The sequence below is a fragment of the Citrobacter sp. RHBSTW-00570 genome (assembly GCF_013739755.1).
In the GTDB taxonomy this organism is placed as follows: Bacteria; Pseudomonadota; Gammaproteobacteria; order Enterobacterales; family Enterobacteriaceae; genus Citrobacter; species Citrobacter braakii.
This window is the reverse complement of the sequence record NZ_CP056399.1, coordinates 3353108-3380068: the sequence shown is the minus strand read 5'-3', so window position 1 is coordinate 3380068 and position 26961 is coordinate 3353108. Positions and strand designations below refer to the sequence as shown.

Genomic DNA, 26961 nt, shown 5'->3' with positions numbered 1-26961 from the left:
GCATAGTTTGTTGAAAAATAAGAACCACAATCAACACGCGACACAACAGGAGATAACAATGAACAGTGGACATCGCTTCCATGCGCCAACGCTGCACGCCTTTATCCAGGCCGTTTTTCACCAGATGGGAAGCAATGAGCTGGAGGCGCGGCTGGTGGCCGATCATCTGATAGCCTCTAACCTCGCCGGCCACGACTCCCACGGTATCGGCATGATCCCAAGCTATATTCGCTCATTTTCGCAGGGACACCTGCAGATCAACCGCCATGCCAAAGTGGTCAACGATGCGGGAGCGGTGATTACGCTTGACGGCGACTGCGCATTTGGTCAGGTGGCGGCCCACGAGGCAATTACGCTTGGGATCGAAAAAGCGCGCCAGTACGGTATCGCTGCCGTGGCATTACATAATTCGCACCATATTGGACGCATTGGCTACTGGGCGGAGCAATGTGCGGCGGCGGGTTTTGTTTCGGTGCACTTTGTGAATGTGGTAGGGATCCCGATGGTCGCACCGTTTCATGGCCGCGATAGTCGATTTGGCACCAACCCCTTCTGCGTGGTGTTCCCGCGTAAAAATACGTTCCCGTTGTTGCTGGACTATGCAACCAGCGCCATCGCGTTTGGCAAAACCCGTGTGGCATGGCACAAGGGTGAGCCGGTGGCTCCGGGATGCCTGATTGATGCTAATGGGGTACCCACAACCGATCCTGCCGTAATGCAGGTCTCTCCACTGGGGTCGTTGCTGACCTTCGCCCAACACAAAGGTTATGCGCTGGCGGCAATGTGCGAAATTATGGGGGGAGCGCTTTCTGGTGGTAAAACCACACATGAAGAGAGCCTGCAGACCAGCGCGGACGCCATCATTAACTGTATGACGACCATCATTATGAATCCGGAACTGTTTGGCGCGCCGGACTGCGACAACCAGGTCGCGGCCTTTGCTAAGTGGGTGAAAGCGTCCCCCCATGCTGAAGATGCCCCGATCCTGTTGCCAGGGGAGTGGGAGGTGAATACTCGTGAAGAACGGCTGGAGCAAGGTATTCCGCTGGATGCCGGAAGCTGGCAGGCGATTTGCGAGGCGGCGTTGCACATAGGGATGCCAGACGCCGTGTTGCAGGAATTCCGTCAACGACTGGAACACTAAGCAAAAAAAAGCCCGTCCAGTGGCGGACGGGCAAACAAAGGGTAACAAACAGGGTCAATGAGGGTTGGAGCATTGGGTCGTACAGGTAATCTTTCGGTTATTTATAGATAACCGCGGTGCCGCTCATTTTGTCTTTGCCGATAGCGGAAGTGATGCTGTAACCCGTTGCGCCAGCAGCAGTCGCTTTTTCAGCCAGTTTTGCTTCCAGGCCGTCCAGCGTGGTGGCGCCGTCAGCAGATACCACACCAATTTTGTTCATGTTTTGCGCCTGAGTAGAGGAAACTGGCTCGGCAGCGAAAACGCCAAATGACAGGGTAGACAGAGCGATGGCGGCAACAGCAAATTTGATATTTTTCATGATTAATTTCTCGCAGGTTTGTTCTGTTAGTCAGTGTTCTTTAAGAAGACGTTGTTTCGTCGATGTGAGAAGTATCACGTTTTTTTATGCGAGATAAAATCGAATAGAATTGACGACATCAATCAAAAAAATTGAATGACAAATAACTTATTGAATATTAATAAATTCGAAAGAGGGATTTACAGTTCTTGTCATTGCGCTTTACAGAGAAACCGACAACGGCACATTTTGCTACACAGAGTGCAAAAAAGCGTGCTCGTAAAGGAAATCGTATGCGCTGAAACTTTCGGTAAAGATAAGTCAACGTAGCTGGCTGTCTTTCGAACCTCTGCGATTATATCCTGAAAATGCAGCGCTATGTGAATCTTTATCCTGCTGGCATGTGATGCACAAGCGTACGCCGGGCACGGCCTCCCGTCTGGCCTGAGGGATTGGATTACCACATTCTTCGCATTCATACAGACTTTCCCCCGTCGGTAACTCACCGCGGGCGCGGGCAACAGCATCTTCAATAGTATTGTTGATCTGTTCGTTAACAGCGTCGTCATTTGCCCATCCGGATGCCATACCTACCTCCTGCTGATGTCTACAGAATAAGTATAGCGAATGTGATGGCTGAAAAACGACCACGCGTCAGCGGTATCAGATTTCAGACCATTCGCGCAGCAGGTTATGGTAGAGATTGAGAAGCGACAGGATCTCGCTACTCTCCCCATGACGTGTCTTCAGGGACTGGATGTTTTTATCCAGTTCAAAAAGCATGGCGCGATTTTTATCGTCCCGGATCATCGACTGGAGCCACATAAAGGATGCCACCCGAACCCCACGGGTCACTGGCGTAACGCAGTGCAGGCTGCTGGAAGGGTAAAGTACCAGATCGCCTGCCGGAAGTTTTACCGCATGCTGGCCGTAGGTGTCATTGACCAGCAGCTCTCCTCCCTCATAATCGTCGGGATTACTCAGGAATAAGGTGGCGGAAAGATCTGTGCGCATCCAGCCGTTTTGCGGATGACTACGCACCGCGCCGTCAACGTGAAAACCGTAGGTCTCGTTGTCCTGGTAGCGATTGAACAGCGGTGTGGAGAGCGTTTTCGGTAATGCAGCGGCGAAGAATAACGCGCTGTTGTTCACCGCGTTTTGTACCGCCTGTTGTAAAACGCCGTAACGTTCACTTTGCGTATTCACCTGCTGGTTGTTTTTAACCTGCGCGCCCTGAGCGCCCGTGGTTGCGCGGCCATCAACCCAGTCGGCAGCGTCCAGCTGTTCGCGAAACCAGGCGACATCCTGCGCCGACAGAATGCCGGGAATGTGATACATCATCAGTGTTTCTCCTGAAAGTGGGGCTTACGCCCCACGTAAAAGATCAGAAATGCATATTTGCCGTGAGCAGGAAGGTTCTTGGCTCACCCGGATGGTAACGGTATCCACTCTTATTAATGGAGGATACATAATCGGTGTCGAACAGGTTATAGACGTTCAACTGGAAATCGAGATTGCGATTCACGCGATAACCCAGTTTCGCGTCGGCGACCCAGTAACCTTCGGTGTAGGATGGCGTACCCACGGCCCCGTCGGAACCGCGATGCATACTGCCCACGTAGCGAGCGCCCGCGCCAACAGAGATATCATCGGTAGCCTGATACTGGTTCCACAGCGTGAACGCATGTTCTGGCGTATACGGCAGAGATGAAGAACCATCCTGAGCAACGTTTTTGCCGCTGTGGATCGTCGCGCGCTGCTGGGTGTAACCCCCAATAACCTGCCATGCGGGAGTGATGTTCCCTGCTACCGAGAGTTCGTAACCTTCAACGCGCTTCTCCCCGTACTGGGAATATGTGCCGTCGTCGTTCTGCTCAACTTCGTTCTCAATATCCGTACGGAAAATCGCGGCAGTTAACAGCAGGCGCTTATCCAGCACCTCCCATTTGGTGCCGATCTCGCTGGTTTTCGCTTTCTGCGGTTTGAAATCGGTACGGTTCGCACTGTTACCGCTTCCGCCCTGAGCGAGGGCAAAGTTGCTGCCGCCCGGCGGTTGCTGAGAAACGGCGTAGTTAATGTAAACGTTACCGTTATCGGTCAGGTGATACAGCGCGCCCGCTTTCCAGTTCACCAGATTGCCTGATTTGGCAGTATCCACGGTGGTGACCGGAGAACCTTTCGCCACGCCTGTCGGACACGCGACCGCGCCGCGACCAGAAGCGCCGCAAGCGGTGGCGCTGTCATATTCCGTGCGGTAATTGTCGAGGCGAATACCACCGTTTAGTTCAAACTCACGGGTAATCTGTAGCGTATCAAAGGCGTATACACCGAAGGTATCGGTTTGCCCGTTAGCATTAGCGCCGTTACGAGACAATCCGCCGATATTCACATTGCTGTCGGGATGATAGATATTTACCGGCGGCGGGGTGATCGGGTTTACACCATAGTTGGTTTGCGTTTCACGCGTTAGCTCCACGCCGGTGCTGATGTCGTGACCGATGGAGCCCGTGTAAAATTTTGAGGTCAGGTTGGTCTGGTTGGTCAGGATCTTATTGCTGACATCTTTGGTATTTGCCAGGCGTGACCAGGTCCAGGTGTCGACGCTGCTGGTGGGTTGGGTGATGTTAGTCGCGCTGCCCATCACCGCCGTCATCAGATAATCCTGCTTAATGCGTGACCAGCGGGTGGTGTTGCGAATAGTGGTGCTGTCGTTCAGGTCATGTTCAAAACGCATCGTTGCGGTATCGGTCGTCGAATCGTCGTAATCAGAGTTGGTACCGTAGAAGTTATGCGTATCCACTTTTCCTGACTGATTCAGTGCAGCAGTCCCCGCGGAAGGCGCGGAATATCCCGGCAGACCGATGGTCGGGACACCTCCATCCGGGGTGTTGTGCTGGGTGACATGCAGATAGTTCAGATACAGTCGGTTCTCAGTGCCTAAGCCAAAGGCGAGAGAGGGGGCCACACCATAACGTTCATTCTTAACGTTATCGCGACCGGCATCATGCGTTTTTTCACCCATCAGGTTTAACCGTGCAGCGGTGGTCTCGCCGATGACCTGGTTAATGTCCAGCGTACCACGGCGGAACCAGGCGCTACCGACGCTGGCCGAGGCATCGATCCCTGAGTCGGTGCGCGGCTGTTTGCTGATCATATTGATGGAGCCCGTTGGCGCGCTACGGCCATAGTCGGTGCCGGAGGGGCCTTTGATCACTTCAACCTGTTCGGTATTGAAAGTGTCGCGCGTAACGCTGCCAATATCACGGATACCGTCGATATAAATACTGTTCGAGGTATCCGCACCACGCATGTAAACCGCGTCGCCGGTAGTGGAGTTGCCGTTCTCACCGGCGAAAAACGCGCCAACGCCCGGTACGTTTTTCAGCGCATCGGTCAGATTGGTTGCGCCTTGATCCTTAATCACCTGCTCAGAAATCACTGTCATGGTGCGGGTTGTATCCGCTACCGGGCGGGAGAACTTAGGGTCGGCAGACTGCGTTGGGGCGTATAGCGAAGGTTTGGCCGCTTCAACAACCAACGTATCTTCTTGTTTTTTATCTTGATCGCCCGCGGCGACAGCCTGAGCTACCGGAGACAGGCCAATACACAGACCGGCAAAAAAAGTCAGTGAATGAAAACTACTGGCAGGCAAATTGCGATTTTTATCCATGTTAGTGAGTGACTTATTATTTTTTGAGTAGACGGTTTCACTCGCGCGAAGGGACATCTCTGTGGATGTTATACCCTGCAGGCCTCGCGGGAGTGAATGTGTAATTGATAATGATTTTGATAAGCATTACTAATCAGTGCGACGTTTTAGCATTCATTAATTCAAAAATAAATACATTTATTTACATTGGATTCAAAATTGCTACACGATGATTACAATTTGAGCGGTGAACGACGTGAACAGTAGGTAGCAAACTGCATTCGGGGTGAATGCAGTTGGGCTAAGGTGAGGGACTACTTATAGATAGTTGCGCTGCCGTACATCTGGTTTTTACCGCCCGCAGAATTGACGACAAAGCCTTTTGCGCCTTGCTCTTTCGCTTTCTCTGCCAGCTTGTCTTCGAGATCGCTCAGGTTAGAAGCTCCGGTAGCGAAAACAGTGCCGGAAGCTTGTAGCTGGCCGGTTTGAGGGCTGGTGTAGGGCTGTGCAGCAAAGGACGCAAATGTCATGCCGGTCAGTACGGTAGCGGCAAGGATTGTGAGGCATTTCTTCATGGTGATATCCTCTGAGAAACAACAGGTCGTGCCTGATAAGTTTAGGCCGTCAGCGGATGACATTTACCGCAAAAAACTGGTGATGAGGTGTCTGTTTTTTGAACAATCAGCAAGCCATCAAATAGGTATAAAAAAAGCAAATTTCCTTGCTGTGTGTTTACCGCGTGGCGTTATGCGGGTATCTTACGCCGCTGTTAAAAGGAGAATGCTATGCCCCCCCAGAAACCGGGATTACACCCACGCAACCGCCACAATGGCCGTTATGATCTTGCGACTTTATGCCAGGTTACACCCGAGTTGACGCAATTTCTCACCCTCACGCCGGGCGGCGAGCAGAGTGTTGATTTCGCGAATCCGCAGGCAGTGAAGGCGCTCAATAAAGCACTGCTGGCGCATTTTTATGCGGTGAAAAACTGGGATATTCCAGACGGTTTTCTGTGCCCGCCGGTCCCTGGTCGCGCTGACTACATTCACCATCTGGCCGACCTGTTAGGTGAAACCAGCGGAACCATTCCGGCAAATGCGAGCGTGCTGGACGTGGGAGTTGGGGCAAACTGTATTTATCCGTTGATCGGCGTGCATGAATATGGCTGGCGATTCACCGGTAGTGAGACCAGTAGCGAAGCGTTTAACAGCGCTCAGGCGATCGTAAATGCCAATCCGGGGTTAACTCGTGCTATTCGTCTGCGTCGCCAGAAAGATGCTACGGCAATCTTCAACGGTATCATTCACAAGAATGAGCAATATGAAGCCACATTGTGTAACCCGCCGTTCCATGATTCTGCGGCTTCAGCCCGCGCCGGAAGCGAGCGCAAACGTCGTAATCTGGGGCAGGATAAAGATGATGCGCTGAACTTTGGCGGGCAGCAGCAGGAGCTGTGGTGTGAAGGCGGTGAAGTGGCATTCATCAAGAAAATGATCGCCGAAAGCCAGGCCTTTGGCCGTCAGGTGATGTGGTTCACCACGCTGGTTTCGCGCGGTGAGAATTTGCCTCCGTTGTACCACGCGTTAACGGATGCGGGCGCGGTGAAAGTGGTTAAGAAAGAGATGGCCCAGGGGCAAAAGCAGAGTCGCTTTATTGCCTGGACCTTTATGGATAACGATCAGCGTCGCCGTTTTATGGCGCGTAAACGCTAAAGCGTTGGCTCGGTTGGCGGCAGCGGTTCGCTTGCTGCCGACGCAGGGCCATTCACCGGTGCAGGCAAGACCTGATAGGTCTGTACCGGCGCGCGTACGTTGGCCAGATCGAAGTATTTCTTCACCTGGCTGTCGAGCGCGAAACGTACCGTCCACTGTTTCAGCGGTAATGTGGTAAATGAGACCCGTAGCGTGAAGGCCGTATTGGTTAACCCCACAATCCCGGCAAACGAGGGCTCGCCAATAATCAGCCCGCGAATATCGTCCTGTTCCATCACTGCAGCCACAGCGTCTTTCAACGCCTGATTCGCTTTATCTGCATCCTCATGGCGGTCTACGTCGTAATTGGCGACGACCGATCCAATCCCGCGCACAAAGTTGGCGAAGGTCGTTATCGATGACCAGGGAATGATATGGTACGCCCCGGTGTCCTGACGGACGCCCACAGAGCGGATGGACATCCGTTCAACCGTACCGGTGAGTGGGCCGATAGTCACCAGGTCGCCGGTGTTCATGCCATTTTCGAACTGAATAAAGATCCCGGTAATAATATCTTTTACCAGCGTTTGCGAGCCGAAAGAGATAGCCAGCCCCAGCGCCCCGGCCCCGGCCAGTAAGGGCGCGATATTGACGCCAATTTCGGATAGCACAATCATGATGGTGATCGTGCTGATGATCACCGCCAGCGCGTTGCGAAACAGCGTCAGCAGTGTGCGGGTACGGGCGCTGGGGAGCGGGCGGCCGTGAATATCGGAAGCCAGACGATTTTCAATCAGGCTGGCAAGGATCGTCCAGCCGATGGCGGAGAAGAGTAAAATCAGCGCGATACGGATCAGGATATCCACCGTTTTTTCTCCTGCGCCGTAATGCAGCCAGTTCCAGAAGTCGAACAATCCCCAGGCATTCAGTAGCAGCATTACCGCGACGCACACCGTCAGGATCCTGGCCACGCTTAACGCCGTCGACAGCCAGCCATTCAACCGTTTTTGTAGTTCCGGATAGCTGCGCTGGGTGTGTGGCGAAAGGGTAATGGTCTTGGCTATCCAGCGGGAAAACATGCCGGAAACAAAGGCGGCAATTCCAATGATTACCAGACTGCGCAGCGTAGCGCCCATCATGAATTTCAGGCTGTTGCCCGGATCAAACAGCGAGAAGAAAAACAGCACAATGAAGTAGGCGCTGGCCAGCCAATGCCATACCAGCGCAAAGGCGCGGATAAACAGGCTGAAAAACGCTAACGATCTTTCCGCCAGATTCAGCAAATGCTGCGTTATCTCTTTCTTGTTTCTGAAAATCAGGTACAGCGCCCATAGCGTGATACACAGCATGATGATGACGTTTGCCATCGCGCCGACCTGCACGTTGACCTGATTTGAGATAATGGGAACGGCAACGATAAGTCCGTATCCAATCAGGCTGCTCAATGAACTTAAACGGCGATTCCAGTAGCGCGCACCGGCATCCTGAATGTTAAACGGGCGCAGTTCGGCCACCGTCGGGCAAAATATCAGGCGTAGAATGGCTTTGAAGAACTCAATCAGCGCAAAGGCATTGAGAAACAGACTTTGCTGAAAGGCGATAGTGCGGCTACCGGCGTTCATTCTGTCGCTCAGTATCTGCCCGGCAAACAAAGTCAGCGCCAGCAGAAGCAAATCGATAATGAATGCGCCGATGATCATCGCCGGAAGCTGGAGCCAGTTGCTGCGTTCGCGGTTTTTCCGTCGTGCCCATTGCCCCATTTTGCGATACAGCGGCAGCGCGCACAGGCGAAGCAGCCAGAAAAAACCGAACACTGACGCCGCCAGCATTAAAAAATGGGTCAGGGCATTGGTGAACGTTTGCGGGTTAAAGGTTTTGTGTGGTGCATCGGTAATATTGCGGTAAAGCTGAGCAAAGCGGCTGGAGAGCGCCTCACCGTAGTGGCGGGTGACATCCGTGACGTTTTCCAGCACCGTTTTTTCTTCCGTTAACGTGGGCGGAACAATGGTTGGCACCGGCTCGGCAGGGGGCGCTGTCGCCACTTTGCGTAACTGACCGATCAGTTCCTGGCGCGAGGCGTCATTTTCCAGCACATCAGCCAGTGCGCCGTAGGCCGCTTTCTTCTGTTCAACATCCGGCTCTTTCGCCGGTGCGGTTTGCGCGTTGGTTGACGTTGTCGTAGTGACGCCAGGTATCGTCACCGCCTGAGTCGGGAGACTCACCAGACAAACAAAGATGAACAGGATCCAGCGCATGACTCCTCCCATGAGAAAATAAATTCAAAAGGATAAGTATAGATGTCAGGGCGGGGGAGAAATGAAATGAGAGGATTCTGGTGAAAAACCTCCCTTCAGGCGAAGGGAGGGAGAGCTATCAGGAAACGTGCTGCAAGAATTCCTGTAAACGTTGGCTGGGCGGATTTTCAATCAGGGCCTGCGGATTACCGTCTTCGGCAATACGTCCCTTATCGATGAAAATCAGGCGTGAAGCCACTTTTTCGGCAAAGCCGATTTCGTGGGTCACAATGACCATGGTCATCCCTTCCTCCGCCAGATCCTGCATAACTTTCAGAACTTCGTGGCGCAGTTCCGGGTCCAGCGCTGAGGTTGGCTCATCAAACAGCATCATTTTCGGCTTCACCGCCAGCGCACGGGCGATCGCCACACGCTGCTGTTGACCGCCAGACAGTTCAGAAGGGTAGTGATGCGCACGCTCGGCCAGACCTACTTTCGCCAGCAGCTCTTTAGCCAGTTTCTCGGCCTGTTCTTTATTCGCCCCGCGTACGCGCTGCGGTCCGAACATGACGTTTTCCAGCGCCGTCAGATGCGGGAACAGGTAGAACTGCTGAAACACCATCCCGGCTTCCTGGCGGATTAACCGCTCGTCTACCTTTGGATCGTTTACCTTCAGACCGTCGACGATCAGATCGCCAGAGGTTATCTCTTCCAGTTTGTTAATGCAGCGCAGCAGGGTTGATTTACCGGACCCGGATGGCCCGATAATTACCACCACTTCGCCCTGCTGAATGTTCAGGTCAATATTGTGCAGCACCTGGGTTGGGCCAAAGTGCTTAGAAACGTTTTTAAATTCAATCACAGGATTTTCATCCTTCTTTCCAGACGACGCAGAATGAAGCTCAGCACCAGCGTAATGATCAGATAGAACACCGCAACGGCGCTCCAGATTTCCAGTGCGCGGAAGTTACCGGCAATGATTTCCTGGCCCTGACGGGTCAGTTCAGCGACGCCAATGACAATAAACAGCGAGGTATCTTTAATGCTGATGATCCACTGGTTGCCCAGCGGTGGCAGCATACGACGCAGCGCGAGAGGTAAAATAACGTGGCGGATAGTCTCTGTACGTGAAAGCCCAAGCGCCAGTCCGGCTTCGCTGAATCCTTTATGGATTGAGAGCACCGCGCCGCGGGTGATTTCCGCAATATAGGCGCCGGAGTTGATCATGATGGTGACAACGGCGGCGCTAAAGGGATCAATGCGTAAATCGTTAAATGCCATTGGCAGGGCAAAGTAAATAAACATCACCTGCACAACGATTGGCGTACCGCGAATGACTTCGATAAACACCAGCGCTACGTGGTTGGCTATCCAACCGCCGAAAGTACGTGCAAACCCTGCTGCAAGCCCGATTATCAGACCGCCTGCCAGACCGAGGACCGAGATCCACAGGGTCATTTTGGCGCCTTCAATCAAAAGCGGGATGGCGGGCCAGATGGCACTCCAGTCAAACTGCATATTTCGTTCCTGTTACCGTGGTGAGAAAAGTAATGAGCCATAACGCGATGACTCAAAATTGCAGGCCCGGCGGCGCTGGCGCTACCGGGCGTTACAGAACGTTCTTGTTATTTAGGTTCGGTACCGAACCATTTTTTGTAGATTTCGTTGTATGTGCCGTTCTCTTTCAGCGTTTTCAGCGCGCCGTTCACTTTCTCACGCAGTTCATCGCTGCCTTTCGGGAAGGCGATACCGTACTGCTGGGCTTCCAGGGATTCGCCTACTGCTTTGAACTGACCGTTGCCAGCGGTTTTGATGAAGTAAAGAATGTTTGGCGTGTCGTGCAGTACGGCGTCTGCGCGGTTGGTGCCCAGTTCCATATATGCGTTATCGATATTCGGGAACTGACGCAGATCTTTGGTTTTGATGTTAGCTTTCGCGTAATCAACGGAACCCGTGCCGCTCTTCACAGCGACGACTTTACCATCCAGATCTTTCACGCTTTTCACGTCGTTATTATTCGCTTTGACCATCACTAACAGACCGCTTTTGTAGTAGCCGTCAGAGAAGTCGATCGCTTTTTTACGCTCATCAGTGATGGTGATACCCGCCAGCGCCAGGTCGATATTCTTGGTTTGCAGAGCCGGGATGATGCCGCTGAAATCCATTGGTTTCAGTTCATAATCCAGTTTCAGTTCTTTGGCCACGGCAGCCCACAGATCCACATCAAAACCAACGTATTTGTCACCCTGTTTGAATTCGAACGGTACAAACGCGGTGTCGGTTGCGACAACCAGTTTCTTATCTGCGGCATGGGAGGACACCGCAAAAGCCAGGGTAAGTGCAGCCAGTGAGACTTTTAATACAGACTTCATAGGATTTCCTTTTATATCCACGGGGCGATCCCCTGCGAGAACATATGGCTTAATGAAAAAATCGTGCCAGTTTTGCAACTCATTGTTTTAACAAGAGGGTGTCTCGTTTCTCTGCACAATAAGTAGGGCAAAGCGGGTAATCTGCACTGTTTTGGGGCACCCATTTGGTGCGTACCTGACACAGTGCAAACGGTATGACTATTTAGCGTAAAAATTGTTGATAAAACAATCTTTCGTTAACGATTGTGTGAAGTGATTATTACAAATAATTTACTTTGGAGTGACGAACGATCAATGTCATGCACCATAGATGTGCAAAACCCCCGCCAGGGCGAGGGTTATATAGGTAATTCTTATGTCTGCTGTTATTCAATGTTGGCTTCGATAAACCACAGGAATTTGTCGAGGTCGCGTGAAGCGGCGGTGAAGATATCTGCTGTATCTTCGTCTTTTGCTTCGCTAATGGCTTTACGGACGCTGTTAGCGACGACGGCATAACGATCGGCCAGCTCTTTTAAGTGGTCCTGTACGCTATGGATATCCAGCGGATAGCTTTTCAGAGGCGTTTTGCTGTTAATAACCTGGGTGGTACCCAATGCCACACCGCCTAACTGTACGGCGCGCTCAGCCATGGTATCGAGGTGGTCGGTCAGGGCAGTACGGAAGCCATCGAGCATTTCATGCACAGCAATGAAGTTGGCGCCGCGCATGTTCCAGTGAGCCTGTTTGGTGATCAAAGACAGGTCGATGAACTGGATCACTTGCTGATTCAGCAGCTCTACGGTCGCTTTCTTTTCGCTATCTGTTACATCGTTGCGGGTATAAAGGAGGGCAGATGCTTTTGTTTTTACCAGTTTTGCGGTACTCATATTTTCATATCCTCTTGATAATTATGTCCCAGCTCTTCAACGGGAATAAGTATAGCGTGAATTTTGGATTTATTTTTCTGGTGTAACCTATCACTTTAATAGCGAAGAGAGGGGTGGATATGAAATAACTAATAAAATCATATAGATATAGTGGTTATTAATGGGGGTGTGTTATTTTTATGTTAATGTAAAAAATTTCAAGAAATATGCAGATGAGAAAATTATATTTATTAGAATAATTATCACGCAGATTTACAATTGAATATTCTGCATGATTATGCAAACCATGCAGAATATTAAGTAGTTAACTCACGTCAACTTGCTTAATTTGTGGTTCTTTGCGAATAGTGAGCGTCGAACCCATTGATGCGACAATAATGGCGCCCAGAGCGAGCGTCTGGACAAGCGTCAGCGTTTCACCGAGGAAGATCATTCCTGAAACCGCAGCCAGTGCAGGTTCCATACTCATCAGAGTACCAAAAGTGCGCGTTGGCAGCCGCGTCAACGCAATCATCTCCAGCGAGTAGGGAAGCGCAGTGGAGAGGACCGCAATGGCCAGGCCTAACGGTAGAATGGACCAGTGCCACAAGGCATCCCCAGCCTGGAGCGCACCGATGGGTACAAAAATCAGCGCCGCAATTAATGACCCTACCGCAACGGTCGCCGGACCATGTTCCGCGCCGGCACGCTGCCCGGTAAGAATATAGATTGCCCAGCAGGCGCCAGCGCCCAGCGCCAGCGCAGCACCGGTTAAATCCACGTGAGAAACGTCCTGACCTAACGGCAGCAGGAACCAAAGCCCGAGTACAGCCAGTGCAACCCAAATGAAATCCACCGGACGTCGGGATGAAAACAGCGCTACCGCGAGCGGGCCGGTGAACTCCAGCGCTACGGCAATTCCCAGCGGGACGGTCTGGATTGACAGGTAGAAGAGATAGTTCATCCCGCCCAGAGACAGACCATAAAACAGCAGCGGCAGGCGTTGTTCTTTGGCGAATCGCAAACGCCAGGGTTTAAAGAAGGCAATAAGGATGAGGGTGCCCAGCGCAAGGCGCAATGCGGTAACGCCCGGCGCACCGACGAGTGGGAATAGCGATTTTGCCAGAGATGCTCCGCTTTGAATGGAGGACATAGCAATAAGCAAAACCAAAATAGGCAACCAGACTGGCGCTTTACGTGACGACCCCGGCATCCTTTCTCCTGTCAAATGATAATTACACGCCTTCATCTGCGTGACGTTGCAAATTTGCTACGACACGGATGACGTGATGTATAGAAAAGTAAAACAGCGAGTGTAATGGAAATACGCACCGCTGGTTGAGTATTCGTTGAAAAAAAAATTGCTCAGTTCCGTACAATGGCATGAAAGTGATGGATTAATAATCTGTGTGATTAGGAATATTCTGGATGAATGTGCCATATTGTGCGCGCAATAATGGCATTTTAGGTTAGAAAAGTGATGTTAATTGAAAGAGATAGCGGGTTTCTGAAACGTTCTGTTACATGAAAGACCCCGTTAGACATCGCGAATCGCAAAGAGTTTCCCATCAATTTTTGGTATATTTAAAACTTAGGATTTACTTGAAGCACATTTGAGGTGGTTATGAAAAAAATTGCATGTCTTTCAGCACTGGCCGCTGTTCTGGCTTTCTCCGCAGGTACTGCTGTAGCTGCGACTTCTACCGTTACCGGTGGTTACGCTCAGAGCGATGCTCAGGGCGCAGCGAACAAAATGAACGGTTTTAACCTGAAGTATCGCTACGAGCAGGACAGCAACCCGCTGGGTGTTATCGGTTCCTTCACTTACACTGAAAAAGATCGTACCGATGCGTCTGGCGACTACAACAAAACCCAGTACTACGGCATCACTGCTGGTCCGGCTTACCGTCTGAACGACTGGGCAAGCATCTACGGTGTAGTGGGTGTTGGCTACGGTAAATTCCAGAACGCAGCATCCCCGGCTGATAACCACACCACCAGTGACTACGGTTTCTCTTACGGTGCTGGTCTGCAGTTCAACCCGATCGAAAACGTGGCTCTGGACTTCTCCTACGAGCAGAGCCGTATTCGTAGCGTTGACGTTGGCACCTGGATCGCTGGCGTGGGTTACCGCTTCTAATCACTTCGGTGATACAAAAAATCCGCCTCTCGGGGCGGATTTTTTTTGTGCGCAACTCAGAGATTAACGAGATTTGGTCTCAAAGATGTCGGTACCCAGATGGTTGTAGTCCACCTTCTGCAATTTGAAGTTGGTGATGTACACCGGGCCAGCCTTTTTCTCTGAAATAAAGCGATAGCTGTTGGTGATTTCCTTCGCGCTTATCCCCGTCCACTGCGAGAAAAAGCTGAGGAAATCATTGGCGGAGCGACGGGCTTTAATCACCCGGTGCGCTTTATCATCGCTCGACAGCACCATAAATGGTACCTGGAAATTCTGCTGGAATTGATCGTCATGCGCCAGGTACTGCACCTCTTTCCCCCGCTCTTTAAACGCGAGGCCATGATCGGAGAAATAGACCATCGAGAAGCTGTTACCGCTGTTACGTAACTGATCGTAAAGCTGGCGCAGCAGGTCATCCGTCTGCGTCATGGTGTACAGATAGCAAGATGTCTCTTTCGACTGGACGAAAGTCTCGTATTTACCCTGCGTACGGTCGCAGGCCTGCGGATGCGAGCCCATTAAATGCAGCACGATAAGCTGTGGCTGAGTGCGCTCGGTTGCCAGCACCTGGGCGGTCATCTTCAACAACGCTTCGTCACGGGTATTTTTATCCGCTTCGAAATCACCGCTTTTGAGGAACTGAACTTCATCAGCTCGCTTCGCAATGCTGGCGATGGCCGTATCGTATTCACCAATCTGTCCCTGATTGGAGAACCACCACGTCTGGAATCCCGCGCGGTTGGCCAGAGTGACAAAGTTATCCTGGAACTGGGGTTTATTGTCGACCACCCGATTTAGCGTCAGGCCGAGTGATTTTTGTGTCGAACCGCTTGCCGCGATGTAATCCGCGAAGATGTAGCCGTTAACGGAACTGGCAAACGGGGTGTTATCCCAGTGGCCGCCAAAAGCGCCTAACGCATCGCGGCGGGCGCTTTCGCCGATGACCACCACGTAGGTATGATACTTCGGCTTCACGGCGGTTACCGTCCAGCTGTCTTTCACGCTCGCCAGCTTCGCCATACGCTCTTGTTCGTCGAGCACTTCGTTGTTATTAACGATAACGTCCTTGGCAAAGCGGAAAACCGGATAGCCGGTGTCTTTCAGCTTGAACACGCCGCCCCAGGCCAGGTTTTGCACCGGGGTTACAAAGAACGCGACAACGCTGAACAGCAAACAAATGCTGTCGAACTTATTCCAGCTACGCTGCTGCACCTCTTTTTTACGGCGTACAGCGATAACACCGAGGGCGAAAATAAACACCCCAACCAGATAACTGTACCAGGGGAAGATGGTGAGGATTTCAGTAGACTCTTCCATATTGGTTGAGTGCAGCGCCAGCAAGGTATTGAAGTTCGGCGAACCGTAAGCCTGGCCAAACGGGAAGTACATTGCCGCTATCAGCGAGCAAATGCCAATCAGCACTTTCTGCGCACGCGGCGCGCTGCGCCACAGCAGCATCAATATACAGGTGAAAGCAACGCTATAGAGCAGGCTAAGCGGATAGCCCAGCGCAAGGTTGATCAGCAGAGACTGTAAGAAATAGAGGCCAGTCCACGGACTAATCGCCCGGCTACGAGCAATGATTGAATCTTTGAGGGTTAAATTCATATGCCACTGTTACAAAAACGCCATGTGCTTACCCTGGCGCTAAGGGTCATTGCCTGCCTGAGAGAGCGAGAAGGGGGATAGGGTCCGCATCCGCGAGCCGCAATATATGCAGGGCTGCGAAAAGATAGAGTGTGTGCAAGAGAAGGTCAACTACTACTAAGAAATTGTTTTGCGAGGGGCGTGGCAAAACTGACAAAAAGAAGGGTTATTGGCACGAAAACGATCACCGTATCCGAGTTACGGCAGGAAAATGAAGCGGCGTACCGCGACGCCGCATTATTTATCTGCAGGTTTATCCTGCTCTGGTTTGCTGTTAATCATGTCGCACAGCATAGAGATCAGCATTAACCGTACTTTAAAGGGAGAGTGGCTAAACACGCGTATACACCTCTTAAATTCATTCATATAAACCTCCTGACTTCACGATCCCATCAGTCCTTGAGGGATGTCTTTATTATATACAGATATAGCACAGGCTATATTATATAGCTATTGCTAAAACGTTAATTTTTTGTGCCCACGCAACTCTGGTTTACAATGAGCGTTCTCTAATCAGATGCCGTTAACGCGTCACAGTAACGAGGAAGCAGAATGAGTCGTCGCGCAGGTATGCCAACAACAAAAAAAGTGACGCAATTGGTGAATGTCGAAGAACACGTTGAAGGATTTCGTCAGGTCCGGGAGGCACATCGCCGTGAGCTGATTGATGACTACGTAGAGCTGATTTCCGATCTCATTATTGAGGTGGGTGAAGCGCGCCAGGTCGATATGGCCGCACGGCTTGGGGTTTCCCAGCCGACGGTTGCTAAAATGCTTAAGCGTCTTGCTTCAGTTGGGTTGATTGAAATGATCCCCTGGCGGGGCGTTTTTTTAACCGCAGAAGGTGAACGACTGGCTCAGGAGAGTCGGGAGCGTCACCAGATTGTGGAGAACTTCCTGCTGATGTTAGGTATCAGCCCGGAAATTGCCCGTCGCGACGCGGAGGGAATGGAGCATCACGTCAGTAAGGAAACGCTGGAGGCTTTTAGCCGGTTTACGCAACAGAAAGGCACAGGCTCTGAATGAGTTTTCCTTTACTACGCGCCTTACAGCGCGATCGCTTTTTTCAGCTGTTAATCATCGTCGGGGTTGTACTGAGCCTGTTCGTGCCATTTACACCACGGTCGTGGCCGGGGGCGATAGACTGGCACACGATTATTACGCTTAGCGGCCTGATGTTACTGACCAAAGGCGTGGAGCTAAGCGGTTACTTCGATGTGTTAGGGCGCAAGATGATCCGGCGCTTCAACACTGAACGTCAATTGGCGATATTTATGGTGCTGGCGGCGGCGCTGCTGTCGACGTTTCTGACCAACGATGTTGCGCTGTTTATTGTTGTTCCGCTGACGATCACCCTGAAAAAATTGTGCGCCATTCCTGTAAATCGCCTGATTATCTTTGAGGCGCTGGCGGTAAACGCCGGTTCGTTGCTCACGCCAATAGGTAATCCGCAAAACATTCTGATGTGGGGACGCTCCGGCTTATCGTTTACCGCGTTTACCTGGCAGATGGCGCCGCTTGCGGGGGCCATGATGCTGACATTGGTGGCGCTGTGCTGGTTCAGTTTCCCGTATAAAGATTTGCATTATCATACCGGTACGCGCGCGCCTGACTGGCAACCACGCCTGGTGTGGAGCTGTCTGGGGCTGTATATCATTTTCCTGGCGGCACTGGAGTTAAAACAAGAGCTGTGGGGCCTGGCGATCGTTGCGGCAGGATTCATGGTGCTGGCTCGCCGCGTGATCCTCAGCGTGGATTGGACGCTGCTGTTGGTGTTTATGGCGATGTTCATTGATGTGCACTTGCTGACGCAACTCCCGGCCTTGCAGGAGATTACCCACCAGATTGGCACGCTTTCAGCGCCGGGGCTTTGGTTGACGGCCATTGGCCTGTCGCAGTTTATCAGTAATGTTCCCAGCACGATTTTGCTGCTGAACTACGTCCCACCAACGCTGCTGCTGGCCTGGGCGGTCAATGTGGGCGGTTTTGGGTTGTTGCCGGGATCGCTGGCGAATCTTATTGCTTTACGGATGGCAAACGATCGACGGATCTGGTGGCGTTTTCATTGGTATTCGGTGCCGATGCTGATATGGGCGGCGCTGGTAGGGTATGGTTTATTGCAGGTGATGTGAGGATTGTGCCCGATAGGGCTGGCGCTTATCGGGCCTACAGGTTAAGTAGGCCCGATAAGGCGAAATGACAGTTTTGATGCTTAGTTCAGACGAACCGGCATACCTGAACGGTTCTGTACCGCCTGCTCAACGACGGCCTGATCGACGTCAGACTGACCGGTGATGCTGGTAATGCTCTTGTTCAGCGTAATCGGTACGATTTCCCCGCCTTCGAACTGTGCTTCAGTGGTAGACAGTGGATTGTGTACCTCGATGTAACGGCTGCCGTCTGGTTCAGTCGTGGCTTTTACCGGCTCATCGATAAACTGTACGCGGGTGCCGACCGGCACATTTTCAAACAGGAATTTGATGTCGTCGTTACGCAGACGCACGCAACCGTGGCTGACGCGTAAGCCGACGCCGAAGTTAGCATTGGTGCCGTGGATGGCGTACAGGCGACCGATATACAGCGCGTACAGGCCCATCGGGTTATCCGGACCTGCCGGAACAACAGCTGGCAGCGGTTCGCCCGCAGCGCGGTATTCCGCATGCATTTTTGCCGTTGGCGTCCAGGTTGGGCCCGCTTTTTTACGTTCTACTTTGGTGGTCCAGTTGATTGGCGTGTCTTTGCCCAACTGGCCAATACCGATCGGCAGAACAATAACGGTGTTGGTGCCTTTCGGGTAGTAGTACAGACGCATTTCAGCGCTGTTAATAACAATACCTTCATGCACGGTATCCGGCAGGATCAATTGCTGAGGTATGTTCAGTACGGTGCCGCCCTTCGGCAGGAAGGTATCCACGCCCGGGTTGGCTTCCAGCATATTAGACAGACCCATCTGATACTCCGCCGCAAAATACTCCAGCGGTTGGGTGTTGCCTTCAGGAATAGTGATGACCTGGTTTTGGCCGATCAAACGGCTGCCATCGGTAGGCAGCGGGTACGTGACGGCAGAAGCGGTGTTACAAAAACCAACTATTGCGAGTGCCGCCGCGAAAAGCGTTGTTAATTTCATATTCATGTTCATGTATGCGAGATTCAGTGCCAGGCTGGCTAGTGGGTTGAGATTTATGTAGTGTTGGGCACGCATTATATGTGCAATCTGAGCAACAAGGAATTCGGATGTGTACTAAATCACATTTTTTTCCTTTTGCTTTCACTTTATCCCTTCAGCATCAAGGCGCGATCTTATTGCAGACTTATGGCATAATAAGCGGTTCGTCACATATTTCTTTCTCTTTCAGGATACGCCAGTGTTAGTTTCCAGCAACGTCACCATGCAGTTCGGCAGTAAGCCGCTGTTTGAAAATATTTCCGTCAAATTTGGCGGCGGCAACCGTTACGGCCTGATTGGCGCGAACGGTAGCGGTAAATCCACTTTTATGAAAATTCTCGGCGGCGACCTCGAACCGACGCTGGGCAACGTTTCCCTCGATCCGAACGAGCGTATTGGTAAGCTGCGTCAGGATCAGTTCGCCTTTGAAGAGTTCACCGTGCTTGACACTGTGATCATGGGTCACGGTGAACTGTGGGAAGTAAAGCAGGAGCGCGATCGCATTTACGCCCTGGCCGAAATGAGCGAAGAAGACGGCTATAAAGTTGCTGACCTTGAAGTTCAGTATGGCGAAATGGACGGCTACTCTGCGGAAGCGCGTGCGGGTGAATTGCTGCTGGGCGTAGGTATTCCGGTAGAACAGCATTATGGCCCGATGAGCGAAGTAGCGCCCGGCTGGAAGCTGCGTGTGCTTCTGGCACAGGCGCTGTTCTCTAACCCGGACATTCTGCTGCTCGACGAACCAACGAACAACCTGGATATCGACACCATCCGCTGGCTGGAGCAGACGCTGAACGAGCGTGACAGCACCATGATCATCATTTCGCACGACCGTCACTTCCTGAACATGGTCTGTACGCACATGGCGGATCTGGACTACGGCGAACTGCGTGTTTATCCGGGTAACTACGACGAATATATGACGGCGGCAACTCAGGCGCGTGAACGTCTGCTGGCCGATAACGCCAAGAAGAAAGCGCAGATTGCCGATCTGCAATCCTTCGTCAGCCGCTTTAGCGCCAACGCATCTAAATCTCGTCAGGCGACTTCTCGTGCGCGTCAGATTGATAAGATCAAGCTTGACGAAGTGAAGGCGTCCAGCCGTCAGAACCCGTTCATCCGCTTCGAACAGGATAAGAAACTGTTCCGAAACGCGCTTGAAGTGGAAGCGCTGACGAAAGGTTTTGATGAAGGTCCGTTGTTTAAAAACTTTAACCTGCTGCTGGAAGTCGGTGAGAAAATTGCCATTCTGGGTGCCAACGGCGTGGGTAAATCAACCATGCTGAAAACGCTGGTCGGCGAATTACAGCCGGATAACGGTACTGTGAAATGGTCTGAAAACGCCCAGGTTGGTTACTACGCGCAGGATCACGAGTACGAATTCGAAAACGATCTGACGGTCTTCGAGTGGATGAGTCAGTGGAAACAGGAAGGCGACGATGAGCAGGTAGTACGTAGCTTCCTTGGTCGCTTGCTGTTCAGCCAGGACGATATCAAGAAACCTGCTAAAGTGCTGTCCGGTGGTGAAAAAGGACGCATGCTGTTCGGTAAGCTGATGATGCAGAAGCCGAATATCCTGGTAATGGATGAACCGACCAACCACCTGGATATGGAATCTATCGAATCGCTGAACATGGCGCTGGAAATGTACCAGGGCACGCTGATCTTCGTTTCTCACGACCGTGAGTTTGTCAGTTCGTTGGCAACCCGCGTGATTGAAATTACGCCGGAACGCGTAATCGACTTCACCGGTAACTACGAAGATTACCTGCGTAGCAAGGGCGTCGAATAATTTTCCCGTCGTCTTTCGTGTTACAGGTGTGTTGGTTGCACCTGTACACCCCGGTTACTTACTTGTGTAAGCTTGCGGGGATTTACAGGCTGGCCGCCTTCCTGTAACGCGAAATACTTAGGGAAACTTGTGTAAGTTACAAATTAAATAATCCCCAGCGCACGCTTGCCATGGATATTCAAATCATCCAGCGTGAAGCGTCCTTCCCAGTGAGTTTCATAATCCTCGCGTGGGAAATCACCCGGCGATACGCCTTTTTCCAGCGCGGCCTTCACTTTATGGGCGTAGGCCAGATTCTTTTCGCACATCGGTGCGGCAGGGATGTACATCACGTTGCCCCAACCCTGCTGATTTTCTACCGGCGCGACGGAGTGGATCACATCGCAATGCCACCAGACGGAGTCTCCGGCGTCCAGTTGCGGAATGCTGGTTAACGCTTCAATCAGCAGCGGATGCCATTGCGCAGAAATCGGCAGAACTCTGCCGGGCGCTACGCCGCAAAGTTCATCTTCCGGCACATCGTCAAGCAATGGGCGTAACAGTACCCAAGCCATTGCTTCAGGGATAGGGACCACGTGCAACAACCCCTGACCTGGCAGCATATCAGAGAGTGCAGTCCAGCCCTGGAAGGTACGGAATACTGAACATTTGGTGGTGTTATCCACCGTGTACTCTTCTACTTCAGTGCGATGCGCGGCCTGCCACGGGTCGTAATCTTCCAGCTTACCATTGAAAACATTAGCAAAGACCTGCTGATATGCCGGTAGAAGCCAGCGTTCCAGCGCACCGGAATCCGTATGAGCTCCCAGCCCTTTGGACGTCGTTCCCGGTGGACGACGGCGTATGCGGTCGGGGTAGATAACGCTGACATCCGGGTTAAACCATTGCTTACCTTCGCCTGCAAATGTCCAAAGACGGTTGAGAAATGACTGCGCATTTGCCATTTCTTCACTCTGACGGGCCTGCATCTGCGCCTGGGACCAGTAGATGGGGTAGATTTCAGGCCGCGATGCGCTCAGGGTACCAAAGAAATTATCGCCCGGTCCTTGGTAAACGTCGTCAAAATGGTTGCGGTCCAGATAGTCCAGCATTGACCTATCCCAATCGAGGGCTTGTTCGCGAGAGAAATGGCCTTTAATGACCGCGCATCCGCGACGCTTAATTTCTTCACGCTGCTCAGCACTCACGCGACCTGCCTTGATATCCGCATAGGACAACACAGGCCATACCGGAGAGCCTTGCGCTTTGAGGGCGTTGATTTCCGCCACGCGATTGGCAATGTCCTCGCTCAACTGATTGAAAATCAACTGAACATCTCCAAGCTGTTCACGCAATTGCTTTTTCATCTGCCGGATTGCCGCTTTGTGATCGGTGGGCAACGTGTCGCTGGTAAAAGTAAAAGCCATATCCACCTCGCATTAACTTTCATTCGAAACTTATTTAACTTACAGGTGATAATATAAGTTAAAATTTAGTTAACGCAAGTTTAAAATTTGATGGTGTGAGAAACATGAAAAAGCGTGGAAACCGGGGGCAAGGGGATACCCCGGTTGGGCAGGATTAGCAATTAAAAGGGGAAGTGTTATCCAGCACTGCCTGAATCACGTTCAGCGCGCCCTGATGGTTATTGTTGTCGGTCTGATAGCGGGCAATCGATTTGATACTCTCTGCCGCATTGGCCATGGCGAAAGAGTAGCGAGCCATTTTCAGCATTTCTGCATCGTTGCCGCTATCGCCGATGGCGACTACGTTTTGCGGTGACAGGTTCCAGCGCTTTAGCAGACGGCTGATTCCGTTGGCTTTATGTAAGCCTGGAATGATCAGGTCGATAAACCCAAAGCCGCTGGTGACGGGCTTCATTATACCGTCAAGGGCAGAATGAAGGTGATCGATCACTAATGGGATTTGTTGGTCCGGTAAATTCAGCGAGAACTTGAACAGCACATCATCGATGTCCTGATAATCCTTCACGGGTTTCAGGCGATGGTAGTGTTTTGACATCAATGCGACAAAGGACTCGGGGGCATTTTCGCTAACGTAGGCGCTTTGCAGGCCGCAAGCCACAAAGTTGAGATGCGTATCTTTGAGCAGTTCGCCAATGACAATGCGGGATTCGTGGCGGGTCAGCTCACCGTGAAACAGCTGTTTGCCATGTTCAAAGACTAACGCCCCGTTCTCGGCAACAAAAGAGATCTCATTTTTGAGTTCCGGGAAAAAGGAGATCAGTTGGTAATACTGATTGCCGCTGGCCACGACAAATTCAATATCTCGTTTTTTCAGTTCCTGATACTGCGCCATAAAACGTGCATGATCGTATTTTTTGGCGTCGTCGAGAAAAGTTCCGTCCATATCGGTGACGATAACTTTGATGGTCATACTTGCTCCTGGCTCATAACTGCGACCAGAAACATTTTAATAACAATGTGAGCTAAAGCACAAATTTATTTCATTCGAAAGAAGAATACCCGGCAAGCGAAATGCCGCCGGGTAAGGGGGATTACAGCATATGTTCAGTACGTGCGATGATATCGTCCTGCGCATCTGGAGACAGCGCGGTGAAGAAGGCCGAATAGCCTGCTACACGGACCACCAGGTCACGATACTGATCCGGGTGCTTTTTGGCTTCCAGCAGCGTTTCACGGGAGACGATGTTGTACTGAATATGCCAGCCTTTGTGCTCTTCAAAGAAGGTACGCAGCAGGATCATCAGCTTTTGCTTATCGGATTCATTCTCCAGCGTGGCCGGGTTCAGCTTCTGGTTTAACAACACGCCGCCGAGGATTGAACCGGTCGGCAGTTTACCCACCGAGCCAATTACCGCTGTTGGGCCGAGATGGTCCGTTCCGGAAGCCGGGCTTGCGCCTTCTGCCAGCGGAGTGTGCGCCTTACGACCATCCGGTGTGGCCATCGTTGCCGCGCCAAACGGTACGTTTGCGGAGATAGACGAGGTACCCGCGTAGTAATTGCCGCCAACCGGGCCACGTCCATAACGCGGATTATGATACTGTTTCAACTCATTGATATAGGTCTGATAAGCACGAGCCAGCAGCGTATCAACGCTATCGTCATCGTTGCCGTATTTCGGTGCGCCGTTGATCAGCCGCTGGCGTAATTGTTCGTGGCTCAGACCGTCAAAATCGTCGGCCAGCGCGGCGGCCAGCTGCTGCTGACCGATAGCGCCTTGTTCAAAGACCAGTTTCTTCACCGCAGCCAGGCTATTGCCGAGGTTGGCAATACCCACCTGCAAACCCGATACCCAGTCGTATTTCGCGCCGCCTTGCTTAATGCTTTTCGCGCGTTCAATACAGTCATCTACCAGCGCAGAGCACAGAATATCGTGTACGTTCTCTTCCAGCATGGTGTCGACAACATACTCAATTTCGATAGATTTACGCGTGTAGTAGCGAATCTGCGCATCCCAGGCATCCATCACTTCGTCGAAATTGTTGAAGTTACCAGCTGAGAGCGCTTTTTCCTGTGGCAGAAATACTTTACCGCTGGTGGCATCGCGACCACCTTCCAGCGCTGCCAGCATCACGCGGGCAAAGTTAATAAAGCTCATACCGGTACAGCGGTAGCCCCATTTGCCGCCAACGGCGGTTTCGATGCAACCAATGGCCGCATAGTCATAGGCGTCCTGCGGTTCAATGCCAAGCTTAATGAATTCAGGTATGACGATTTCGTCGTTATTAAAGGCAGGCATCCCGAAGCCGCAGCGGATCACCTGTACACAGGCATCCAGGAAATCATTACTCATCCCTGCATGATAACGCACGCTCAGGTTTGGCTGAGTAGAACGCAAGCGACCGCAGGATTCCAGAATAGCGTAGGAGAGCGGATTGACGGGATCCATTGCCTGACCGTTAACCAGGTTTTGGCCACCAATGGTCACGTTCTGATACAGCGGGCTACCCGCCGAGGCTTTCGAATGGGAGCCGGAGCGGATTTTGTTCACTTCCAACAGTTTCAGCCAGCAGCTGTGCAGCAGCTCAATGGCGTGCTCACGATCGAGGCTCTGGTTCAGTTCTACGTCACGACGGTAGAACGGATAGAGGTACTGATCCATGCGACCAAACGACACTGAGTGACCATTTGATTCAATTTGCAGGATCAACTGGATGAAATAGCACAACTGTAGCGCTTGCCAGAACGTTTTTGGCGGCTCATGGGCGATAACATCGCAGTTGTCCGCCATGGTCAGCAGTTCATCACGACGACTGGAGCGAGTTTCCGTGGCCGCCATTTTACGTGCCAGCGTGGCAAAGCGCTCAATGTGCAGACTGACGGCCTCCAGCACGATATCAATCGCTTTCAGAAACTGATCGCCATGGAGGTCTTCCAGACATGTTAGATTGATGCGGGAACGACGTTCATCAACTTTGTGGCGCAGGCCGTCGAGACCTTTTTCCAGCAGCAGCGGGAAGTTTACCGCCAGGTGTGCGTCACCGGAGGTCATGTTACCTTCGGCTTTGATAATGCCGGTTTCCAGCAGCCCTTTCTGCTCGTCAGTAAACATCCCGTAGCAGCGATCCTGCACGGTCTGACCACGCCACCATGGACACACCTCGTGCAATACGCGTTTGTTCTCTTCGCTTACCGCAAAGCCCGCGCCCGGCCTGTCGGCGAGGTCATCGATCTCTTTTTCAATCCACGACACGGTGTATTCCGGGAAGATTGGCGCGGCACGCACTTCGCTTGCCTGGTTACCAATGATCAGTTCGTCATGCTTGATCCAGATGGTGCGTTCCGCCAGATGATGGGCCAGCGCCAGCGCGCGGCGAACCGGAATAGGTTTATCCAGATGCTGTTGGTACATCTCGGTATAGTGCTGGGCGCGCTCGGTACAAACCGGCGGCTTCACGATGTGGATCAGGGCCGTTTTATGCGCTTTGATACGGTCGCTGAGTGTGTCCAGTTTCAGAGTGGTCATGACGATTATCCTCGTAGGGTCGCGGTTAAACCTTTAAGGCTGGCGTACTGCTGGGCAAATTCGAGCAGCGCAGGCGCATCAAGCGGTTTATCCGGTGCGTTGTAGGGTTGACTGAGTAAGTGGTATTTGTTGATGCCCAGCGTGTGGTAGGGCAAAAAATGGATCTCATCGACGTGAAGCTCGTCGGCAGCAAAGTCGGTAATGGCCTGAATAGCGGCTTCGTCAGCGTTGAACCCCTGAATCAGGGGGACGCGGATAACCATTTTTTTACCGGCGGCGGCCAGTTTTTTCAGATTTTCCAGTACGCGAGAGGCGCTGCCATCGGTCCACTGTTTAAACGGCGCGTCGGCGACATGTTTTAAATCGGCCAGGAACAGGTCGACGTCAGGTAATGACGGTTCAATATACTTCCACGGGACATGCAGACAGGTTTCAACCGCTGTATGAATACCTGCATCGTGGCTGGCTTTGAGCAGCGCTGCCGCCAGTTCTGGCTGCATAAAGGGTTCACCGCCAGACAGGGTGAGACCCCCGCCGCTGCGATCGTAAAACGGTTTATCACGCACTACGGTCGCCATGATGTCGTCCACGCTTTTTTCCTCTCCGCAGACGGTCAGCGCCTGGGTTGGACAGCAGTGGGTCAGCGCCGTGAGCGCATCATCGGTCAGTTTTTCGCGTTGAATCAGCAATCCACTCAGCGCGCGTTCAATCACCTTCGGTGCGGCCTGAGCACAGAGATCGCAACCGTCGAGGCACAAACGCGCGTCATAGAGCAGATCCTGCGTGCGGGCGCGGCTTTCCGGATTCTGGCACCACCGACAGCCCAGGGAGCATCCCTTAAGGAACACCACAGTACGGATACCGGGACCATCATGTGTGGAATAGCGCTGGATATTGAAAATCATAAGCGGCCTCTTATCTTTCGTATAAAGATTAAATTACTTTCGAATGAAAGTTATATTGACGTGT

At 52.0% G+C, this 26961-nt stretch carries 24 protein-coding genes; 6 read left to right on the top strand and 18 right to left on the bottom strand.

Going from position 1 to position 26961, the window contains the following annotated elements; translation table 11 throughout:
• Positions 1 to 58: 58 nt before the first annotated feature.
• The gene (locus HV237_RS16145) at positions 59 to 1144 is read left to right on the top strand and encodes a malate/lactate/ureidoglycolate dehydrogenase (protein WP_047359438.1); all 1086 of its coding nucleotides are present in this window, start codon (positions 59 to 61) and stop codon (positions 1142 to 1144) included.
• 97 nt (positions 1145 to 1241) lie between these two features.
• On the opposite strand, the gene ybiJ is transcribed toward HV237_RS16145, so the two are convergent.
• The 5 genes from ybiJ to mcbA form a co-directional block, all read right to left on the bottom strand.
• Complete coding sequence (ybiJ, locus tag HV237_RS16140) at positions 1242 to 1502, bottom strand: DUF1471 family protein YbiJ (RefSeq protein ID WP_016152363.1); 261 nt, start codon at positions 1500 to 1502, stop codon at positions 1242 to 1244.
• A gap of 300 nt (positions 1503 to 1802) precedes the next feature.
• Positions 1803 to 2069, bottom strand: a complete 267-nt coding sequence (locus tag HV237_RS16135) for a DksA/TraR family C4-type zinc finger protein (protein ID WP_003035233.1) — start codon at positions 2067 to 2069, stop codon at positions 1803 to 1805.
• Positions 2070 to 2144: 75 nt separating this feature from the next.
• A complete protein-coding gene (ybiX, locus tag HV237_RS16130; RefSeq protein ID WP_047359437.1) occupies positions 2145 to 2822 on the bottom strand; it encodes a PKHD-type hydroxylase YbiX in 678 nt (225 codons plus the stop codon).
• A gap of 43 nt (positions 2823 to 2865) precedes the next feature.
• The gene (locus tag HV237_RS16125; protein ID WP_046274670.1) at positions 2866 to 5151 is read right to left on the bottom strand and encodes a catecholate siderophore receptor Fiu; all 2286 of its coding nucleotides are present in this window, start codon (positions 5149 to 5151) and stop codon (positions 2866 to 2868) included.
• A 293-nt stretch (positions 5152 to 5444) separates the two neighbouring features.
• Complete coding sequence (gene mcbA / locus HV237_RS16120) at positions 5445 to 5705, bottom strand: DUF1471 family periplasmic protein McbA (RefSeq protein WP_047359436.1); 261 nt, start codon at positions 5703 to 5705, stop codon at positions 5445 to 5447.
• A gap of 210 nt (positions 5706 to 5915) precedes the next feature.
• Here mcbA and rlmF point away from each other — a divergent pair, with 210 nt between their 5' ends.
• A complete protein-coding gene (gene rlmF, locus HV237_RS16115; protein WP_047359435.1) occupies positions 5916 to 6842 on the top strand; it encodes a 23S rRNA (adenine(1618)-N(6))-methyltransferase RlmF in 927 nt (308 codons plus the stop codon).
• On the opposite strand, the gene ybiO is transcribed toward rlmF, so the two are convergent.
• From ybiO to rhtA, 6 genes are all read right to left on the bottom strand, one after another.
• On the bottom strand, positions 6839 to 9076 hold the full coding sequence (ybiO, locus tag HV237_RS16110; RefSeq protein ID WP_047359434.1) for a mechanosensitive channel protein: 2238 nt from the start codon (positions 9074 to 9076) through the stop codon (positions 6839 to 6841). The genes rlmF and ybiO overlap by 4 nt on opposite strands.
• Positions 9077 to 9194: 118 nt before the next feature.
• Positions 9195 to 9917 carry a glutamine ABC transporter ATP-binding protein GlnQ gene (gene glnQ / locus HV237_RS16105; RefSeq protein WP_003035246.1) on the bottom strand — a complete coding sequence of 241 codons (723 nt, stop codon included), beginning with the start codon at positions 9915 to 9917 and terminating at the stop codon, positions 9195 to 9197.
• A complete protein-coding gene (glnP, locus tag HV237_RS16100; protein WP_003035248.1) occupies positions 9914 to 10573 on the bottom strand; it encodes a glutamine ABC transporter permease GlnP in 660 nt (219 codons plus the stop codon). Before glnP ends, glnQ begins: the two co-directional genes overlap by 4 nt.
• A 107-nt stretch (positions 10574 to 10680) precedes the next feature.
• Complete coding sequence (glnH, locus tag HV237_RS16095) at positions 10681 to 11427, bottom strand: glutamine ABC transporter substrate-binding protein GlnH (RefSeq protein ID WP_016152370.1); 747 nt, start codon at positions 11425 to 11427, stop codon at positions 10681 to 10683.
• Between the two features lie 365 nt (positions 11428 to 11792).
• A complete protein-coding gene (gene dps / locus HV237_RS16090) occupies positions 11793 to 12296 on the bottom strand; it encodes a DNA starvation/stationary phase protection protein Dps (RefSeq protein WP_006685362.1) in 504 nt (167 codons plus the stop codon).
• Positions 12297 to 12600: 304 nt separating this feature from the next.
• Complete coding sequence (rhtA, locus tag HV237_RS16085) at positions 12601 to 13488, bottom strand: threonine/homoserine exporter RhtA (protein ID WP_047359433.1); 888 nt, start codon at positions 13486 to 13488, stop codon at positions 12601 to 12603.
• A 411-nt stretch (positions 13489 to 13899) separates the two neighbouring features.
• On the opposite strand from rhtA, the gene ompX reads away from it, so the two are divergent.
• Complete coding sequence (gene ompX, locus HV237_RS16080) at positions 13900 to 14415, top strand: outer membrane protein OmpX (protein WP_016152372.1); 516 nt, start codon at positions 13900 to 13902, stop codon at positions 14413 to 14415.
• Between the two features lie 63 nt (positions 14416 to 14478).
• On the opposite strand, the gene HV237_RS16075 is transcribed toward ompX, so the two are convergent.
• Positions 14479 to 16065, bottom strand: a complete 1587-nt coding sequence (locus HV237_RS16075; RefSeq protein ID WP_047359432.1) for a phosphoethanolamine transferase — start codon at positions 16063 to 16065, stop codon at positions 14479 to 14481.
• 276 nt (positions 16066 to 16341) lie between these two features.
• Positions 16342 to 16470, bottom strand: a complete 129-nt coding sequence (gene mntS, locus HV237_RS16070; protein ID WP_016152374.1) for a manganase accumulation protein MntS — start codon at positions 16468 to 16470, stop codon at positions 16342 to 16344.
• Between the two features lie 186 nt (positions 16471 to 16656).
• Between mntS and mntR the strand changes: the two genes are divergently transcribed.
• Both mntR and HV237_RS16060 read left to right on the top strand, forming a co-directional pair.
• Entirely contained in the window at positions 16657 to 17130 is a 474-nt protein-coding gene (gene mntR, locus HV237_RS16065) for a manganese-binding transcriptional regulator MntR (RefSeq protein WP_047359431.1), read from the top strand.
• Positions 17127 to 18236, top strand: a complete 1110-nt coding sequence (locus tag HV237_RS16060; protein WP_047359430.1) for an anion transporter — start codon at positions 17127 to 17129, stop codon at positions 18234 to 18236. Before mntR ends, HV237_RS16060 begins: the two co-directional genes overlap by 4 nt.
• A gap of 80 nt (positions 18237 to 18316) precedes the next feature.
• Here the strand turns inward: HV237_RS16060 and ldtB are convergent, their stop codons facing one another.
• Positions 18317 to 19237 carry a L,D-transpeptidase gene (gene ldtB / locus HV237_RS16055; RefSeq protein ID WP_003035268.1) on the bottom strand — a complete coding sequence of 307 codons (921 nt, stop codon included), beginning with the start codon at positions 19235 to 19237 and terminating at the stop codon, positions 18317 to 18319.
• Between the two features lie 232 nt (positions 19238 to 19469).
• On the opposite strand from ldtB, the gene HV237_RS16050 reads away from it, so the two are divergent.
• Entirely contained in the window at positions 19470 to 21062 is a 1593-nt protein-coding gene (locus HV237_RS16050) for an ABC-F family ATPase (RefSeq protein WP_016156073.1), read from the top strand.
• A gap of 143 nt (positions 21063 to 21205) precedes the next feature.
• On the opposite strand, the gene HV237_RS16045 is transcribed toward HV237_RS16050, so the two are convergent.
• From HV237_RS16045 to HV237_RS16030, 4 genes are all read right to left on the bottom strand, one after another.
• Positions 21206 to 22468, bottom strand: coding sequence for a DUF1479 domain-containing protein (locus tag HV237_RS16045; RefSeq protein WP_047359429.1), 1263 nt, complete (start codon positions 22466 to 22468; stop codon positions 21206 to 21208).
• A 154-nt stretch (positions 22469 to 22622) separates the two neighbouring features.
• Positions 22623 to 23438, bottom strand: coding sequence for a Cof-type HAD-IIB family hydrolase (locus HV237_RS16040; RefSeq protein ID WP_047359428.1), 816 nt, complete (start codon positions 23436 to 23438; stop codon positions 22623 to 22625).
• Positions 23439 to 23559: 121 nt separating this feature from the next.
• Entirely contained in the window at positions 23560 to 25992 is a 2433-nt protein-coding gene (locus HV237_RS16035; RefSeq protein ID WP_181541571.1) for a glycyl radical protein, read from the bottom strand.
• 5 nt (positions 25993 to 25997) lie between these two features.
• Positions 25998 to 26897, bottom strand: a complete 900-nt coding sequence (locus HV237_RS16030; RefSeq protein WP_047359426.1) for a glycyl-radical enzyme activating protein — start codon at positions 26895 to 26897, stop codon at positions 25998 to 26000.
• Positions 26898 to 26961 lie beyond the last annotated feature (64 nt).